This window comes from Micromonospora sp. M61 (assembly GCF_018070245.1).
GTDB lineage: Bacteria > Actinomycetota > Actinomycetes > Mycobacteriales > Micromonosporaceae > Micromonospora > Micromonospora zamorensis.
Map to the genome: position 1 here is coordinate 1 of NZ_JAGPYA010000078.1, position 16,416 is coordinate 16,416.

Below are 16,416 nucleotides of genomic sequence, written 5' to 3' on the forward strand. Positions count from 1 at the left end.
CCGGGCCGAGGGGGTCACCCTCTTCCTCGAACCCCTCAACCGGTACGAGGACCACATGGTCAACCGTCTCGACGAGGCGGTGGCGCTCTGCGCCGCTGTCGGGTTGCCGTCGGTCCGGGTGGTCGCGGACACCTTCCACATGAACATCGAGGAGGACGACATGCACCGCGCGCTGCGCGCCGCCGCGCCCTACCTCGGTCACGTGCAGGTCAGCGACTCCAACCGCTACCAGCCGGGCGCGGGGCACCTGGACTGGCCGGCGCTGGTGCGTACGCTGCTGGAGCTGGACTACCGAGGGTGGCTGGCGCTGGAGTGCCGGCTGCGCGGCGACCCGGTCCGAGCCCTGCAACAGGCCGCCACGGTGCTGCGTCACGCCCTGCCCCGGCGGGCCGCCGCGTGACCGCCGGTGCCGGGCCGACGCGCGTCGGCGTGACCGCCCACCTCGACACCGCCCGTACGGGTGGGCCGGCCGACGTGGCCGGGCTGCGCCGACTCGCTGTCGACACGCTCGACGCGAACTGGGAGCACGACCACACAGTGCCCTCCCGCACGCTCTACCCGCACCAGTGGAGCTGGGACTCCGCGTTCATCGCGATCGGGCTGGCCCAGATTCGTCCCGACCGGGCCTGGCGGGAGCTGACGAGCCTGTTCCGGGCCCAGTGGGCCGACGGACGGGTGCCGCACATCGTGTTCAACCCGGCGCTGCGGGTCGGCGCGTACTTCCCGGGGCCGGAGATGTGGCGCTCGGCGAACGCCCAGGGCACTCCTGACGTGGACACGTCCGGCCTGGTCCAGCCGCCGGTGCACGCGCTCGCCGCGTTGCTCGCGTACCGGCGGGCACCCGACCCGGCCGGGATGGCCGCCCTGCGTCAGCTCTATCCCGCACTGGTCGCCCAGCAGCGTTACCTGGCCGACCGGCGGGACGTGGCCGGCGACGGGCTGGTCTGCATCGTGCACCCGTGGGAGTCCGGTCTGGACAACAGCCCCGCCTGGGACGAGCCGATGGCCGCGGTCGGAGCCGAGGCTGCGGTGATGCGGGCGTACCGCCGGCATGACACCGCGCACGCCGACGCCGCGCACCGCCCCACGGACCTGGACTACGCGCGTTACCTGGCGATCGTCGCCGCCTACCGCGACCACGGCTACGACGACCGGAGTCTGGCCGACGGCCATCCGTTCCTCGTGGAGTGCCCGCTGTTCAACGCGGCGTTCGGGGCGGCCGAGCACGCCTTGGCCGAGATCGCCGCGCTCATCGGCCACGACCCCGGGCCGCACCGGGCCCGTGCGTCCCGGATCACCGAAGCCCTGGTACGCAGGCTGTACGACCCGGACACCGGCACGTTCCAGCCCCGCGACCTGCGCACCGACCGGCTGGTCAGCGCCCGTACCGTGCTCGGCCTGACGCCGCTGATCCTGCCCGACCTGCCGACCCGGCAGGCCGACGCGCTGGTCGTCGAGGCCCGCTCGGCGCGCTTCGGGGTGGCCCGGCACATGGAGCGGCCGTTGCCCACCCACGACCGCACCGCGCCCGACTTCGAGCCACTGCGCTACTGGCGCGGCCCGAGCTGGCTGAACACCGGCTGGCTGATCCGGCGCGGGCTGCTTGCGCACGGGCACCCGGAGCTGGCCGCCGGGCTGCGCCGCTCGATGATCGGTCTGGTCGCCGGGGCCGGGTGCCACGAGTACTTCCATCCGGACACCGGCGTCGGGTTGGGCTCACCGGCGTTCAGTTGGACCGCCGCGCTGCTGCTCGACCTGCTGGCCGAGTGAGTGTCTGGCGGGCCCCTGCTGGTAGCGTGCCCGGTCTTCGACCGGAAGGGGCGGCGTGCCCGAGATCGACAAGGTGGCCTGGATCCTCATCGAGGACGGGCGGGTGCTGAGCACCCGGTCCGTGGGCAAGGACGTCTGGTATCTGCCCGGTGGCAAGCGGGAGCCGGGTGAGACCGACCTGGAGACCCTGCGCCGGGAGATCGACGAGGAGTTGAGCGTCGACGTGGACGTACGCGACGCGGTGCACCTGGGCACCTTCACCGCTGCGGCACACGGCCACGCGGGCGGCACCACAGTGCGGATGACCTGCTATCGGGCCGGATATCAGGGGCGGTTGCGCCCGGGCAGCGAGATCGCGGAGATGGACTGGCTGGGGTACGCCGACCGGCACCGCACCTCGCCGGTCGACCAGATCATCTTCGATCACCTGCTGGCCGAGGGCCTGCTGCGCTGACGGCGCAGTTTGCCGACGCCGGCCGGGGGTAACCGCCCGGGCGTGACCGACGGCGACGGGTTTCCGTACTTCATCGACGCGGTGTCCCGGCGTTCCGGCCTGCCGAGCGAACAGGCCGCCGCGCTCGCCCGCGCCGTCCTCCAGACGATGGCCGAGCGGGTGACCGGCGACGCGCCCGACGACCTGGTGGGGCACCTTCCGGACGAGGTCGGCGGCTACCTGACCGGCCGCGCGCCGGACGAGCCCGGAACCGCCGGTCCCGCGCCGGACGCGGTCGGCCCCGCGCCGGACGCGGTCGGGACGGTTGGTCCTGCCCCGGGGCGGGGTGGGGTCGCCGGCCCGGGCATGGACGGGCCGGACACCGGGCTGGGCCTGGATGTCGGCGGCACCGCCGTTCCGCCGCCTACGGACGCCGGTCCGGCGGAGTTCCTTCGTCGGGTGGGACGGCGTGCCGCGGTGGATCCGGCGACCGCCCGGGCCGGAACCGGGGCGGTCTTCGCGACCCTGCGTGAGGCGATGACCGTACGGGAGTTCCGGGAGATGGTGGCGAGACTGCCGCGCGACGACGAGGGCGGGGCCGCGTCCGAACGGCTCGGGCTCTGACCCCTTCCTGTGCCCGTCCGGCCTGGTCTGGGAGAGATCGACTCGGGTTCCTTGAAGTCGGGGTATCAGGGACGGCAGCTGTCCTGCTCACCGGTCGGCGGCGTCGGCCTCGGGCAGCTCTTCGGGCTCGGTGACCCAGGCGGAGAAGACCGGCACCCCGTGCCACGGCCCGGTGACACCGTCCGCCCGGGTGTCGGTGGCGACGGCCACCACGGCGTACGGGTGGCCGAACCGCAGCTCGGCGGTGCGGGCGACGCCCTCGGGCGGCAGGCTGACCAGCCCGACCATGCCGGTGACGGCCGCCGCCTCGAAGCCGTACCGGCCGAACCGGGCCATCGCCACCTGACGCGCGTCGAAGTTCTCGATCCGCAGGTGCAGCATTCCCGCCAGCGTCGTGGACGCGGCCGCGAAGCCGAGCGCCGGCGCGGTCAGGTCATGCTCACTGCGGGCAGACCAGCAGGGGAGGACGGCGTTGTGGCACTCCTCGCGGCCGTCGCGCGCCCGGGTCCGCACCCGCTCCTCGCGTACCGTCCACAGCGGAGTCTCACCGAGCGGCAGGTCGAACAGGGAACGGGCACCGGCCGGTTGCGCGCCGTCGGCCGCGCCGAGACTGAGGTCGTACGCGACGGCCAGCACCTCGCTCGGCGGCACCTGCGGGTCGGCGGCCACCGAGAGGACCACCAACCCGGCACCGTCGGTCGTCTGGGCAGGGGCGGCGTGCACGATCACGTCACCGAGCCGCTCGGTGGACACGATGGCGCAGCGGTGACCATGGCTCGGGCTGCGCAACGCCCGTCGTAGCCCGCGCGCCCACGGGCTGCCAGCACCGAGCGCGCCGGCGTCGGCGACGTCGAACGGGGTCGCCCAGGACACCCGGGTGGCCAGCGCGCTGGCCAGGGCGAAGACCACGTTCGGGCTGACCTTCAGGGGAAACGTGTCGATCAGGCCGTCGGTGTGCTCGCGCGCCCAGGCGTCCAGACCGGCCTGATCGGGCAGCTCACCGACGTCGGTCGTCCTGGGCAGCGCGGCCCGCCACGCGGCCGAACCGCCGTCACCCCGCCCCGCTCGGCGCCAGAGCGCGGTGGCGGACCTGACCAGCGGATGCGGCGCGTCCAGCAGCACGCGGGCGACCTCGGCCGCGCTGGCCAGGTCGGTGCCCAGGGCGTGAGCCAGGTCCTCGGCGGCCGGGCCGTCGGCGCTCGGGCCCTCGCCGGCCGCGTCCTCGGCGGCCGGGTTGGATTCGGCCTGCTCGGTGTCGGCCGGCTCGGTGGCGCAGACCGCGAGCAGCAGCCAGGCCCCGAGCGGGGAGGCGACGTGGTGCCGGTCGCCGACCGTGGCGTGCAGCCGTGCGGCGTACGCGGAGAGCGGCCCGTGCAGATCGGTCGTCATGCCCCCACTCTGCCCGCCGACCCGGCTCACGACCACAGCTCGAACGGCTCGTCGATCTCCTCGCCGGCGAGGAAGGCGGTGATCAGCCGGGGGAGCTGCCCGGGATAGAACCGTTCCGAGCTCGCGATCACCTCCGGCAGCGGCCACCAGCGGAAGGCGAAGTAGTCCTCCAACTCGTAGTCGAGCCGGTGCGCCTCGTCCACGTCGGGACCAGCACCGGCGAGCCGTACGCTGACGACGACCTCATCCTGGACGTGCCGCAGCTGGCGGTGCAGGAAACTCGCCCGTCGGCGCCAGGTCGGTGCGCCGACCTGGTCGGCGGTGACCAGGATGCCGGTCTCCTCGTGCAGCTCCCGCACCGCCGTGTCGAGGTAGGTCTCTCCGGGATCCATGCCGCCGCCGGGCAGCTCCCACCAGGTGCCCAGCCTGGGGTGGTCAGGGTCGCGGGTGTGGAACAGCAACACCCGATGCAAGCCGTCGGTGACCACCACCCGCACCGCGCGTCGTTCCAGGATCGGCAGGTCGCGAGGCAGCTCGTCCATCGGGCCAGTCTGTCGCACCGACCGCTCGGGGCGGCGGGTAGGCTGCCCGCCGTGGCTGGTCTGTTGAGGAATGTCGCGGCTCGCATCTCCCGGGTAGGCGCGGCGATTCCGTCGCCTCGGCGCACCGGGCCGGCCCCCGCGCAGGTGGCCCGCCGCCGCCAGGTGAGCGCGTTGCAGCGTCGGGAGCTGACCTACGCTCCGGAGCGCGACGGCCAGGCCGACCCGGGCGAGATCGTCTGGACGTGGGTGCCGTACGAGGACGACCCCCGCCAGGGCAAGGACCGGCCGGTGCTGGTCGTCGGACGGCACAGCCGGACGCTGTTCGGGCTGATGCTGTCCAGTCAGAGCGAGCGGGACGGGCAGCGGCACTGGTTCGCGCTCGGGCCGGGCGAGTGGGATCGGGACAACCGGCCGAGCTGGGTCCGGTTGGACCGGGTGCTCACCATGCGTGAGGACAGCATCCGCCGCGAGGGCGCCGTGCTGGACCGGCCCCGGTTCGACCGGGTCGGGCAGGCGCTGCGCGCCGGCTACGGCTGGCGCTGACCCGCACACCTGTAGAGCTGCCCCACGGGTGGGGCGTCTGGGCGGTGCCCTGCGGCCCGATGGTCGCTGCGCTGCGAGCTGCCCCATTACCGGGGCAGCTCTACAGCGACGCAGGTAGGCGTCCGGGGTCAGGAACCGGCGCGGACCTGACCGACGTGGTCAGGCCGACTCGCGGCTCGGGCCGACCGCGGCGCCCTTCGCGTCCGGCGGCGGGTACGGCCGGTCGGCGAGCAGCCGCGCCAGGTGTGCGGTGTTGAGCGCCAGCGCCTTCGTGGTGCGACCGGTGGTGTCGGGCTTGGGGCCGGCGTCGCGGTAGTCCACCTTGTGCAGTGCCTCACCCACCCAGTAGGTCGCCGCGGCGGCGGCGAGGGTGAACCCGACCTCGTTGAGCGCCTGCTGCACCTGCCCGATGGTGTGGTGCGCGCCGTCCTCGTTGCCGACGACGGCCACGCCGGCAACCTTGCCGTAGGTGAGCAGCCGGCCCTCGTCGTCGGTCTCGGAGAGTTCGGCGTCGAGACGTTCGAGGACCATCTTGCAGACGCTGGACGGTTGGCCGAGCCAGATCGGCGTGGCGATGATGAGCACCTGCGCCGCCAGCAGCTTGGCGCGGATCGCCGGCCAGCCGTCGCCGTCGCCCTCGTCGGTGGACACGCCGAAGCGCACATCGTGGTCCACCACCCGGACCAGTTCGCCCTCCACGCCCTGGGCGGCCAACTCGTCGAGCACCTCCCGACCGAGCTGTTCGGAGCTGGACGGGCCCGGTGACGGCTTGAGGGTGCAGTTGAGCACGAGGGCGCGGATGGTCGCCACGTCGAGTTCCTTTCGGCCGAGTTGCTTGCCCATACCCGTACGGCGCCCGTATATTCAACCAACGAGTTGATTAGCCGACAGGTTGAAAGCGGCATATGACAACAGATCCCGTCAGCGCGGTGTTCGCCGCACTCGCTGATCCCACCCGCCGGGCCATCCTGGCCCGGCTCGCAACCGGCGAGGCGACGGTCAACGAGCTGGCGGCGCCGTTCCCGATCAGCCTCCAAGCGATCTCCAAGCACCTCGCGGTGCTGGAGCGCGCGGGGCTGATCGTGCGGACCCGTGAGGCGCAGTGGCGTCGTTGCCGGCTCGACCCGGCGCCGCTGCGGACGCTCGCCGAGTGGGTCGACCAGTACCGCCGACTCTGGGACGACCGTTACGACACCTTGGACGACTACCTACGCGACCTGAAGGAGACCCGCCATGAACAATCTCCCTGACCTCACGATCGACCTGCCGTCCGATCGGGAGGTCACCCTCACCCGGTCCTTCGACGCCCCACGCGAGCTGGTCTACGCCGCGCACACCCAGGCCGAGCACCTCAAGCACTGGTGGGGGCGGGGCAACCCGCTGGACGTCGAGATCGATTTCCGGGTGGGCGGCCACTACCGCTGCGTCGAGCACGCCCAGGACGGCAACGACTACGCCTTCCGCGGTGAATACCGGGAGATCGTCGTGCCGGAGCGGATCGTGCAGACCTTCGAGTTCGAGGGCATGCCCGGCCAGGTGGCGGTGGAGACGCTGGTCTTCACCGAGCAGGACGGGCGCACCACCATCACGAGCAGCACCCGCTTCGACACCACGGCGCAGCGCGACGGCATGATCGACTCCGGGATGGCCCAGGGGGCAGCCGAGTCGTACGCAGCGCTGGACCGGTATCTCGCCACACTGCGCTGACTCCGCCCACGCCCCCGGTTATGCAGTGGGCTGGTGGGCCGCCCGGTGGGATGGTGTCCGCGTGAGCGAGGACATCACGCGGCAGGTGGCCGAGCGGATCCACACTGGCTTCGGCCTGCACCTGTCCTCACTGGAACGGGTGACCCACGGCGCGGACCAGCGCGCCCGACTGTGGCTGGCCCACAGCGTCGACGGCTCCCGGTACGCGGTCAAACTGAGCGGTGGCGGCACCCCAGCCGGCCTGGCCGTGACGGCGTACCTGGCCGGCCAGGGGGTGGTGGGCATCGCCGCACCGATGCTTACCCGGGACGGGCGGCTGTCCGTCGACCACGACGGCCACCGCCTCTCGGTGGTGCCCTGGGTCTCCGATCAGCGGGCGCTCGACGGCCCGATGACCGACGCGCACTGGCGCGCGTACGGCGAGGTGCTGGCTGCCGTGCACGCGGTGCCCGTGACCGACGAGGTGCGACGACTGTTGCCGGCGGGCGGCGCGGCGTACCCCTCGATCGTGGCCGGGACCCGCGCGGTGGCCGAGCGGCTGCGCGATCCGGACCCGGACGACCTCGCCGGGCCGCTGGCCGCGGAGCTGGCGGGCGTGTGGTCCGGGGTGGCCGACCGGGTGGTCACACTGACCCGTGAGGTCGAGCGCCTCGCCGTCGATGAGCGCGCCCGGCCCGGCCCGGCCGTCGTCTGCCACGGCGACCCGCACCTGGGCAATCTGCTGCTCGGCCCGGACGGGCAGGTCTGGTTGATCGACTGGGACGACGTGGTGCTCGCCCCGCCCGAGTGTGACCTGATGTTCGTGCTCGGTGGGGTGCTCGCCTTCGCGCCGATCAGCACCCGTCAGCAGAAGGCCGTTCTCGCCGGCTACGGCCCGGCCGACATCGACCCGGCCCGCCTGGCGTGGTTCCTCGCGGTCCGCGCGCTCGACGACCTCAGCGACTGGACCCGCCAGGCGCTGGACCCGGACGCCGAGACGGCCGACCGGGATCGGGCGGCGCGCATCGTGCGGGGGTTGGTGTCGCCGGTCGGTCTGGTCACCCTCGCCGACGCGGCGCTGCGCGATCTCGACCGGCGGCGTTGACCGTAAGCCCCGGCCCCGTCCACGACGGGAAACAACAAAGGCAAGGAGCTCATGCGCTCCTTGCCACCTCCAACATATATCGCACCCGGGGCCTTGTGGCAAGACCCGGGTCGTGCCGCAGAATCACCACCCTGAGCCCAAAGCTGGGAAAATCGGGGGATTTCATGATCGATGTGATCATTGCCGGCGGTGGGCCGACCGGCCTGATGCTGGCCAGCGAGTTGCGACTGCACGGGGTGCAGGTGCTCGTGGTGGAGAGGGAGACCGAGCCGACCCCGTACGTCCGTGCGCTCGGGCTGCACGCGCGCAGCATCGAGGTGATGGATCAGCGTGGCCTGTTGGAGCGGTTCCTCGCGCTCGGCCGGCAGCACCCGGTCGGTGGCTTCTTCGCCGCCATTCCCAAGCCGTCGCCGAGCGGGCTGGACACCGCCCATCCGTACGTCCTCGGCATCCCGCAGACCACGACGGACCGCCTGCTGGGCGAGCACGCCGCCGACGTCGGCGTGGAGATCCGGCGCGGCTGCGAACTGGTCGGTCTCAGCCAGGACGACGACGGGGTGACAGTGGGGTTGGCCGACGGCGGGCAGCTGCGGTCGCGCTATCTCGTCGGCTGCGACGGTGGCCGCAGCACCGTGCGCAAACTGCTCGGCGTCGGCTTTCCCGGTGAGCCCAGCAGGGTCGAGTCCCTGTTGGGCGAGATGGAGGTGGGCGTAGCACCGGAGACGGTGGCCGAGGTGGTGGCCGAGGTGCGCAGGACGCACCTGCGGTTCGGTCTCGGGCCGCTGGACGACGGGGTGTACCGCGTCCTGGTTCCCGCCGAGGGGGTGGTCGAGGATCGCTCGGTCCCGCCGACCATCGAGGAGTTCAAGCGACAACTGCTGGCGTACGCGGGCACCGACTTCGGCGTGCACTCACCGCGCTGGCTCTCCCGCTTCGGCGACGCCACCCGGCTGGCCGAGCGCTACCGGACCGGCCGGGTGCTGCTGGCCGGCGACGCGGCGCACATCCACCCGCCAACCGGCGGGCAGGGGCTCAACCTCGGCATCCAGGACGCGTTCAACCTCGGGTGGAAACTGGCCGCCGCCGTCAACGGCTGGGCGCCGGACGGGCTGCTGGACAGCTACCACACCGAACGGCACCCGGTGGCCGCCGACGTCCTGAACAACACCCGCGCGCAGATGCTGCTGCTGTCGCCCGAGCCGGGACCCCGGTCGGTGCGTCAACTGTTGTCGGAGCTGTTGGACTTCGAGGACGTCAACCGGTACCTGATCGAGAAGGTCACCGCGATCGGGGTCCGCTACGACTTCGGCGAGGGCCACGAGATGCTCGGCCGCCACCTGCGCGACGTACGGCTCAAGCAGGGACGCCTCTACGAGCTGATGCGAGGGGGCCGCGGACTGCTGCTCGACCAGACCGGCCGGCTCTCCGTCGCCGGGTGGGCGGACCGGGTCGACCACGTCCTCGACGTCAGCGAGGAACTGGACGTGCCCGCCGTGCTCCTGCGGCCGGACGGCCACGTGGCGTGGGTGGGCGACGACCAGACGGAGCTGCTCGGCCAGCTGCCCAGATGGTTCGGCGCAGCCGCTGGCTGAACGGTCAGAGCTCGGTCAGCCAGGCGCTGTCGACCAGTTGCCGGGGTGACCGGGCACCGCCGAGGCTCTTCGCCTGGTACATGGCGGCGTCGGCGCGGCTGAGCGCGTCGGTGAGCTGGGCCGGGCCGGACACCGGGGCGAGCCCGACGGACGCGGTGACACGGACGCTGCACCCGTTGAGCCGGATCGGCGCGGCGACGGTCTCGGCGAGTCGGCGGGTGGAGTGCTCGATCCAGCGCCGGTCGACTGTGGGGCTGGAGAGCAGCCCGGCGAACTCGTCGCCACCGAGGCGGGCGACGAGGTTGTCCCCGGCGAAACCGGCGAGCCGGTCGGCCACACTGATCAGCACCTGGTCGCCGGCGGCGTGCCCGTACCGGTCGTTGATCTGCTTGAAGTCGTCCAGGTCGAGCACCACGGCGATCAACGGCTGACCGGCCGCGTCGGTGAGCAGGGTGGCCGCCAGGCGGTAGAAGGCGCGCCGGTTGGGCAGCCCGGTGAGTGGGTCGTGACTCGCGGCGTGCCGCTCGGCGGCGAGCTCGGCCTGAAGGTGATCGATCTCGGCCTCGGCGCGCACCGCCCGTCGGCGTAGTTGCCAGGAGGAGAGCAGGGCGCCGGCCGCGCAGATCCCGGAGGCGACACTCATCGGATCCGGCACGAACCCTCCCATCCCCGCGACCGCCTCCAGCCTCCGGTCGACACGTCACACCGCGTCGGGCCCACTTTTGCCTGATGGTTGCCCCTGCGGGGGTAACTCAACGTGAACGGATGGGCACCGATCATGTGCGTTATCATGCTCGCCGTCCGGTGCAGATGCAATAGCAGATGCACGTGCAGAACTGTCCGAAGTCGATACCGCACCCCTCGCCGTCACCGCTCCTCCCACGGCCACCGGCGGGCTCGTGAGCAGAAAGACGCCTCCATGCATCAGCCACCCAATGGCGTACCGATCCATCAGTTGCCTCCGCTGAGCTGGCAGAAGAGCCGCCGCAGCAACCCCAGCGGCAACTGCGTCGAACTCGCCGAGCTGCCCGGGGGAGCGGGCATCGCGGTCCGCAACTCACGGCACCCGGAGGGCCCGGCGCTGATCTACACAGTGGACGAAATCGCCGCCTTCGTGCTCGGAGCGCGCGACGGGGATTTTGACCACCTGATCAACTGACCGTCCCGCGTGAGCCGTCCCGGCGACGGGACTGAATCACCGGTGCGGAGGAGTTCATCTCACTGTCGGTCCATGGCATGCTTACACGTCGGCCGGGCCAGGTACCCGGTCACGGGGGTTGGTGTCCGGAGGTCCGCACGTGACGATGGTTCCCGCCGAGGGTGGCCCGACAACCGGGCCGACAGTGCTGCGCATGCTGCTCGGTGCCCAGCTGCGCCGTCTGCGGGAGTCCAGCGGGGTGACCCGGGAGGGCGCCGGCTGGGAGATCCGTTCCTCTGAGTCGAAGATCAGTCGGATGGAGCTGGGTCGGGTCGGCTTTAAGGAACGCGACGTCTCCGACCTGCTCACCCTCTACGGCGTCACCGAGGAGCACGAGCGTGACGCGCTGCTCAAGCTCGCCCGCGACGCCAACAGCCCCGGCTGGTGGCACCGCTACGGCGACGTGTTGCCGACCTGGTTCCAGTCGTACCTGGGCCTGGAGGCCGCGGCCGCGCTGATCCGCACCTACGAGGTGCAGTTCGTCCCCGGCCTGTTGCAGACCGGGGACTACGCCCGCGCTGTCGTGCTGCTCGGGCACGGCGCGGCAGGTCCGGACGAGATCGAGCGCCGCGTCGCTCTGCGGATGCAGCGTCAGCAGTTGCTCCACCGGGAAAACCCACCGCAGCTCTGGGCCGTCGTGGACGAGGCAGCCCTACGGCGCCCGATCGGTGGCCCCGCCGTCATGCGCGGCCAGCTCACCGCTCTCATCGAGGCGACCAAGTCACCCAACATCCGGCTCCAGGTCATCCCGTTCGCCGCCGGTGGTCACGCCGCCGCCGGGGGAGCCTTCACCATCCTGCGATTCGGTGATCAGGAGCTGCCCGACATCGTCTACATCGAACAGCTCACCAGCGCCATCTACCTCGACAAGCGCGACGACCTCGACTACTACGCGGTGGCCATGGAACGGCTCTGCGTCGAGGCCGAGCCGCCGGAGCGTACGCCGGACATTCTCGGCCGGTTGCTGGACGAGCTCTACCCGGCGTGACCGCTGCCTGGGGCGGCGGTTCGGTGGAGGCGGCTCGGGGCGGTGCAGGTGGCTCGGGTGGCACTAGCATGGTCGGCGACCGGCGACAGTGGACGGACGGCATCGCGGAGGCAGCCATGACCACCGAGGCCTCGGGCCCAACGGCCGGCTCGCCGAGCGACCGGATCGACACCACTGTGGCCCACCCCGCCCGCCGCTACAACTACTGGCTGGGCGGCAAGGACAACTTCCAGGCCGACCGCGAGTCCGGCGACACGATGGCGGCGGCCTTCCCGACGATCCGCACCGCCGCCCTGGAGAACCGCCGTTTCCTCCAGCGGGCCGTGGGCTTCCTGACCCGCGAGGCCGGCATCCGGCAGTTCCTCGACATCGGCACCGGCATCCCGACCGCCGACAACACCCACGAGGTCGCCCAGGCCATCGCACCGGAGTCCCGGGTGGTCTACGTCGACAACGATCCGATCGTGCTGGCCCACGCCCGCGCGCTGCTGAGCAGCTCACCGCAGGGCGCCACCGCCTACATCGACGCCGACCTGCGCGACCCGGCGCGGATCCTCGCCCACCCGGAGTTGCGACGCACCATCGACCTGTCCCGGCCGGTCGCCCTCATGCTGGTGGCCGTCCTGCACTTCGTGCCCGACGGCGACGACCCGTACGCGCTGGTGCGGCACCTGCTCGACGCGCTGCCGGCGGGCAGCTGGTTGGCCGCCTCGCACGCCACCCACGAGTACCTTCCGCCGGCGGTCGCCGCACAGGCTCGGGCGGCGGCCAGGGGCGGCGGCCCACACGGGCTGATCAACCTGCGCACCCGGGACGAGTTCAGCCGCTTCTTCGTCGACCTCGATGTGGTGGAACCGGGCATCACCTCGGTCGCCGAGTGGCGGGCCGAGAACGAGACGCAGCCGCGCCCGTCGGTGGTCGAGGTGAGCATGTACGGCGGCGTCGCCCGCCTGCCCTGACCGCGCGGACCCCCATAGGCGGGATTCACCAGCGGAGCGTTCAGCCGGCTGAGGCGTCGTGGCGGGCGCGGGCCGCGTGCACCTCGTCGATGTGCGTCTCGGCCCAGGCCTTGATCGCCCGTTGCACCGGCAGGAGGCTCTCGCCCAGCGGGGTGAGCTGGTAGTCGACCCGGGCCGGCACGCCGACGGTCACCGATCGGCTGACCAGGCCGTCACGCTCGAGCTTGCGCAGCGTCTGGGTGAGCATCTTCTGGCTCGCCCCGGCCACTGTCCGGGCCAGTTCGCTGTGCCGTTGCGGCCCGTCGGCCAATGCGCTCACGACCAGCGTCAGCCACTTGTCGCTCAGCGTCGCCAGCACCTCGTGACCTGGGCACTCGGCCAGAAACGCGTTGTAGGAGCGACGATCCCGCTCGCGGCGCTCGCCGGCGGTCGTGGTGGCCATTGTGTCCTCCCGGGTGCCCAGGGCACCCGAAGGTGCCTCCTTCTCGCCGGATGCTAACGCTCCTAGCGTCAATGGCATGAGAGCTGTGATCGTCCGTCGGTTCGGCGGCCCCAAGGTGCTGGAGATCGCCGACCTGTCCCGCCCGGAGCCGGGAGTCGGGCAACTACGCGTGCGGGTCGTTGCCGCTGGCGTCAACCGGATCGACCTGTCCACCCGCAGTGGCGCGTCGAGCCGACGTATTGACCGATGCCGACCGGCCGGGTTAATCTCTGGATCGATACAGACTGGATCGATACAGAGGGGTGCCGGTGAAGCCAACACTGCAAGCCGTGGCCGACGCCGTCGGCGTCTCCCGCAGCACCGTGTCCAACGCCTACAGCCGCCCCGACCAGCTCTCCGCCACGCTGCGTGAGCGGATCCTGGAGGCCGCCCGGCAACTCGGGTACCCCGGCCCCAACCCCACCGCGCGCTCCCTGCGCCGGGGCTTCGTCGGGTCGATCGGGGTGCTGTTCACCTCGCAACTGTCGTACGCCTTCACCGACCCGTTCGCGGTGCGGTTCCTCGCCGGGGTCGGCGCGGCGGCCGAGCGGCACGGCACGAGCATGCTGCTGGTGCCGCTGCCGCCGGCCGTGACCGACGCCCGACGGGCGGTGGAGAACGCCGCTGTCGACGGGTTCTGCGTCTACTGCGTCGCCGACGAGGAATGGGCGTTGGACGTCATCCGCCAACGCGGGCTGCCGTTCGTCAGCACGGCCCCCCGCGACAACGCCGGCGCTGACGAACGGTTCGTCGGCATCGACGAGCGGGCCGCCGCGCACAGTGCCGCCGCGCACGTCGCCGGCCTCGGCCACCGTCGGGTGGCGCTGCTCGCCGACTCCGTGCTGCCCGACGCGCCGGCCGGCCCTCTCACCCTGGCCGGGGTCGACCAGGTGCCGCACCCGACCACCCGAGGTCGGCTCACCGGGTTCGCCGACGCCTTCGCCGAGGTCGGCGTCGGCTGGACCGAGCTGACCCTGGTCAACGTCCTCGGCAACAGCCGCCGGGCGGCAGCCGCAGCCATCGCCGGGCTGTTCGACCAACCCGCACCGCCGACCGCCGTGCTGGCCGGCTCCGACGTCCTCGCGCTCGGTGTGCTGGACGCCCTGGCCGCGCGGCCGGCCCATGATCGTCCGACCGTCTCGGTGACCGGCTTCGACGACGTCCCCGAGGCCGCCGCGGCCGGCCTCACCACCGTCCGGCAACCGGCCGAGGAAAAGGGCCGGATCGCCGCCGAACTCCTGCTCGACCCGCCCGCGGACGCCGCGGCCGGTCATGTGTTGCTGCCCACCGCACTCGTCGTCCGGGCCTCCACCGGACCTGTCCCGAGGAGTTGACCATGGAACTTCCCACCGGCTACGTCACCGCGCTCGACGCCATGAACCGACACGTCAACTCGGCCCGACCGGACGCCCCGGTCCAGGTCGAACGCCCCCGCCGGGCCCTGCTCGCCCCCACCCGGCAGGCCACCGCCCTCGCTCTGCGCCGGCTCGCCGACCGCATCCAGCCGCGACCGCTGCCCGGCACCGCCCGCTGCTCTTGACCCGCACGAAACCCATTCCGGCATGCACGGGACGAACAGTGTGGGCCCGGACACGGAGGGTGGTCGAGTTGGGCGTGACCAGGCAGACTGGTGAAGCCATGTCGCCCTTCATGCCCACCCTCCGTCTCCACGACCGCTACGTACTGCACGAGCGGATCGGTCTCGGCGGCATGTCCGAGGTGTGGCGGGCCGACGACGACGTGCTCGGCCGGCCCGTCGCCATCAAGGTCCTCGCCGGGCAGCTCGCCGCCGACCCGCAACTGCGGGCCACCATCCAACGCGAGGCCCGCGCGGCCGCCCGGCTGACCCACCCACACGTGACCCAGGTGTACGACTACGCCGAGGCGACCCTGACCGGCGGCGTCGTTGTCCCGTACCTGGTGATGGAACTCGTCGACGGCCACAACCTGGCCGACCGGCTGCGGACCGGGCCACTGCCGTGGCCGGAGGCGGTCCGGGTGGCCGGGCAGATCGCCGCCGCACTGGCCGCCGCGCATCGCATCGGCGTCGTGCACCGCGACGTCAAGCCCGGCAACGTCATGCTGACCGACACCGGCGCCAAGGTGCTCGACTTCGGCATCGCCGCCCTCGGCGGGCTCGACAGTCAGTCCGGCGAGCCGCTGATGGGCACACCCGCCTACTTCGCCCCCGAGCGGCTGACCGCCGGCCCGCCCGACCCGGCCAGCGACATCTACGCCCTCGGCGCGCTGCTCTACCGCACCCTCACCGGGCAGGCGCCGCTGCCCGTGCAGAGCTGGGAGGACGCGCTGGAGGTGCACCGACGTGGCACTCCGGTGCCGCCGCTGCGGGTGCCCGGTCTCCCCGCCGACATCGCCGAGCTGACCCTCGCCTGTCTGGCCGCCAACCCGGCCGACCGGCCGAGCGCCGCGCACCTGGCCCGCCGCTTCGGCGCCGGCCAGCCGGTCGAGCCGCCCACCGAGCTGCTGCGGCGTGTCCTCCCGGCGGCTCACCCTCCCACCCTGATCGACCGCTCGGCGGCACGCCCCGCCCCGGTCGCCGCGCCGGCCCGCCGCCGGTCGCGCCGACCCCTCGCCGTGCTGGGCGCAGCCGGCCTCGCCGTGCTGGTCGGCGTCGGCGCCCTGCTCGCCGAAGGTCCCCTCGGCACACCGAGCGCACCCAACTCGCCGCAGGTGGCCGCCCCACCGTCGACCTCCGCCCCCAGGCCCACACCCACGACGCAGTCGCCGACGCCGACGGCACCCTCCTCGCCCCGACCCAGCGCCAGCACCGCCCCACCGACCGCCGGGCAGCAGGTGCCGGTCAGCCTGCGGGAGGTGACCAGCGGGTTCTCCGCCGTCCTCGCCAACGCGGTGGCCCGCGGTGACGTCGACCGCAGGACCGCCGAAGATCTGCGCGACGACCTGGCCGACCTGAGCCGGCACAGCAGGGACCGGGCCAAGCGCGTCGCCGACCTGCGGGAACGCATCGCCGAGCTGGTGGAACGCGACCGGCTGGCAGCGCAGACGGGCGCCCAACTCGACGCTCTGCTAGCGCAGACCGGCAGCTTCGCCACCGGCCGTACGGACGACTGATATCCCCGTCGAT

20 protein-coding genes are annotated in these 16,416 nt (G+C 72.5%); 15 read left to right on the forward strand and 5 right to left on the reverse strand.

Annotated features, from left to right (window positions below):
* The 4 genes from KBX34_RS29790 to KBX34_RS29805 form a co-directional block, all read left to right on the forward strand.
* On the forward strand, positions 1-400 hold a 400-nt coding region (locus tag KBX34_RS29790; RefSeq protein ID WP_210928299.1), incomplete at its 5' end, for a sugar phosphate isomerase/epimerase family protein.
* Entirely contained in the window at positions 397-1,770 is a 1,374-nt protein-coding gene (locus tag KBX34_RS29795) for a hypothetical protein (RefSeq protein ID WP_374223733.1), read from the forward strand. The genes KBX34_RS29790 and KBX34_RS29795, both read left to right, overlap by 4 nt.
* A 55-nt stretch (positions 1,771-1,825) precedes the next feature.
* Positions 1,826-2,224: an NUDIX domain-containing protein gene (locus KBX34_RS29800; protein ID WP_210928300.1), complete on the forward strand. Its 399-nt coding sequence runs from the start codon at positions 1,826-1,828 to the stop codon at positions 2,222-2,224.
* A gap of 42 nt (positions 2,225-2,266) precedes the next feature.
* Positions 2,267-2,827, forward strand: a complete 561-nt coding sequence (locus KBX34_RS29805) for a DUF2267 domain-containing protein (RefSeq protein WP_210928302.1) — start codon at positions 2,267-2,269, stop codon at positions 2,825-2,827.
* An 87-nt stretch (positions 2,828-2,914) separates the two neighbouring features.
* On the opposite strand, the gene KBX34_RS29810 is transcribed toward KBX34_RS29805, so the two are convergent.
* Both KBX34_RS29810 and KBX34_RS29815 read right to left on the reverse strand, forming a co-directional pair.
* Positions 2,915-4,216, reverse strand: a complete 1,302-nt coding sequence (locus KBX34_RS29810) for a hypothetical protein (protein ID WP_210928303.1) — start codon at positions 4,214-4,216, stop codon at positions 2,915-2,917.
* A 26-nt stretch (positions 4,217-4,242) separates the two neighbouring features.
* The gene (locus KBX34_RS29815) at positions 4,243-4,758 is read right to left on the reverse strand and encodes an NUDIX hydrolase (RefSeq protein WP_141909122.1); all 516 of its coding nucleotides are present in this window, start codon (positions 4,756-4,758) and stop codon (positions 4,243-4,245) included.
* Positions 4,759-4,809: 51 nt separating this feature from the next.
* Here KBX34_RS29815 and KBX34_RS29820 point away from each other — a divergent pair, with 51 nt between their 5' ends.
* Positions 4,810-5,301, forward strand: coding sequence for a type II toxin-antitoxin system PemK/MazF family toxin (locus KBX34_RS29820; RefSeq protein WP_141909123.1), 492 nt, complete (start codon positions 4,810-4,812; stop codon positions 5,299-5,301).
* A gap of 159 nt (positions 5,302-5,460) precedes the next feature.
* Here KBX34_RS29820 and KBX34_RS29825 read toward each other — a convergent pair whose 3' ends face one another.
* Entirely contained in the window at positions 5,461-6,144 is a 684-nt protein-coding gene (locus KBX34_RS29825; RefSeq protein ID WP_247672385.1) for a flavodoxin family protein, read from the reverse strand.
* Between the two features lie 62 nt (positions 6,145-6,206).
* Between KBX34_RS29825 and KBX34_RS29830 the strand changes: the two genes are divergently transcribed.
* From KBX34_RS29830 to rox, 4 genes are all read left to right on the forward strand, one after another.
* On the forward strand, positions 6,207-6,551 hold the full coding sequence (locus KBX34_RS29830; RefSeq protein ID WP_088947850.1) for a helix-turn-helix transcriptional regulator: 345 nt from the start codon (positions 6,207-6,209) through the stop codon (positions 6,549-6,551).
* On the forward strand, positions 6,535-7,008 hold the full coding sequence (locus tag KBX34_RS29835; RefSeq protein ID WP_088947851.1) for an SRPBCC family protein: 474 nt from the start codon (positions 6,535-6,537) through the stop codon (positions 7,006-7,008). Before KBX34_RS29830 ends, KBX34_RS29835 begins: the two co-directional genes overlap by 17 nt.
* 61 nt (positions 7,009-7,069) lie before the next feature.
* Positions 7,070-8,092 (forward strand): phosphotransferase, encoded by a 1,023-nt coding sequence (locus KBX34_RS29840; RefSeq protein WP_210928305.1) that lies wholly within the window; start codon positions 7,070-7,072, stop codon positions 8,090-8,092.
* Positions 8,093-8,256: 164 nt separating this feature from the next.
* Positions 8,257-9,684 (forward strand): rifampin monooxygenase, encoded by a 1,428-nt coding sequence (gene rox, locus KBX34_RS29845; protein ID WP_210928306.1) that lies wholly within the window; start codon positions 8,257-8,259, stop codon positions 9,682-9,684.
* A gap of 4 nt (positions 9,685-9,688) precedes the next feature.
* Here the strand turns inward: rox and KBX34_RS29850 are convergent, their stop codons facing one another.
* Positions 9,689-10,339 carry a GGDEF domain-containing protein gene (locus KBX34_RS29850; RefSeq protein ID WP_088951690.1) on the reverse strand — a complete coding sequence of 217 codons (651 nt, stop codon included), beginning with the start codon at positions 10,337-10,339 and terminating at the stop codon, positions 9,689-9,691.
* Positions 10,340-10,603: 264 nt separating this feature from the next.
* Between KBX34_RS29850 and KBX34_RS29855 the strand changes: the two genes are divergently transcribed.
* The 3 genes from KBX34_RS29855 (at position 10,604) to KBX34_RS29865 (ending at position 12,829) form a co-directional block, all read left to right on the forward strand.
* Positions 10,604-10,843: a DUF397 domain-containing protein gene (locus KBX34_RS29855; RefSeq protein WP_088947853.1), complete on the forward strand. Its 240-nt coding sequence runs from the start codon at positions 10,604-10,606 to the stop codon at positions 10,841-10,843.
* 145 nt (positions 10,844-10,988) lie between these two features.
* Positions 10,989-11,870 carry a helix-turn-helix transcriptional regulator gene (locus KBX34_RS29860; RefSeq protein ID WP_247667547.1) on the forward strand — a complete coding sequence of 294 codons (882 nt, stop codon included), beginning with the start codon at positions 10,989-10,991 and terminating at the stop codon, positions 11,868-11,870.
* Positions 11,871-11,986: 116 nt separating this feature from the next.
* Complete coding sequence (locus tag KBX34_RS29865; protein WP_210928308.1) at positions 11,987-12,829, forward strand: SAM-dependent methyltransferase; 843 nt, start codon at positions 11,987-11,989, stop codon at positions 12,827-12,829.
* 40 nt (positions 12,830-12,869) lie between these two features.
* Here KBX34_RS29865 and KBX34_RS29870 read toward each other — a convergent pair whose 3' ends face one another.
* Positions 12,870-13,271 carry a helix-turn-helix domain-containing protein gene (locus KBX34_RS29870; RefSeq protein ID WP_210792879.1) on the reverse strand — a complete coding sequence of 134 codons (402 nt, stop codon included), beginning with the start codon at positions 13,269-13,271 and terminating at the stop codon, positions 12,870-12,872.
* A gap of 329 nt (positions 13,272-13,600) precedes the next feature.
* Here KBX34_RS29870 and KBX34_RS29875 point away from each other — a divergent pair, with 329 nt between their 5' ends.
* The 3 genes from KBX34_RS29875 to KBX34_RS29885 all read left to right on the forward strand — a co-directional run bounded on the left by KBX34_RS29875 (position 13,601) and on the right by KBX34_RS29885 (position 16,403).
* Entirely contained in the window at positions 13,601-14,644 is a 1,044-nt protein-coding gene (locus KBX34_RS29875; protein WP_307871522.1) for a LacI family DNA-binding transcriptional regulator, read from the forward strand.
* 2 nt (positions 14,645-14,646) lie between these two features.
* Positions 14,647-14,850 (forward strand): hypothetical protein, encoded by a 204-nt coding sequence (locus KBX34_RS29880; protein WP_172862020.1) that lies wholly within the window; start codon positions 14,647-14,649, stop codon positions 14,848-14,850.
* Positions 14,851-14,960: 110 nt separating this feature from the next.
* A complete protein-coding gene (locus KBX34_RS29885; protein ID WP_247672386.1) occupies positions 14,961-16,403 on the forward strand; it encodes a serine/threonine-protein kinase in 1,443 nt (480 codons plus the stop codon).
* Positions 16,404-16,416 lie beyond the last annotated feature (13 nt).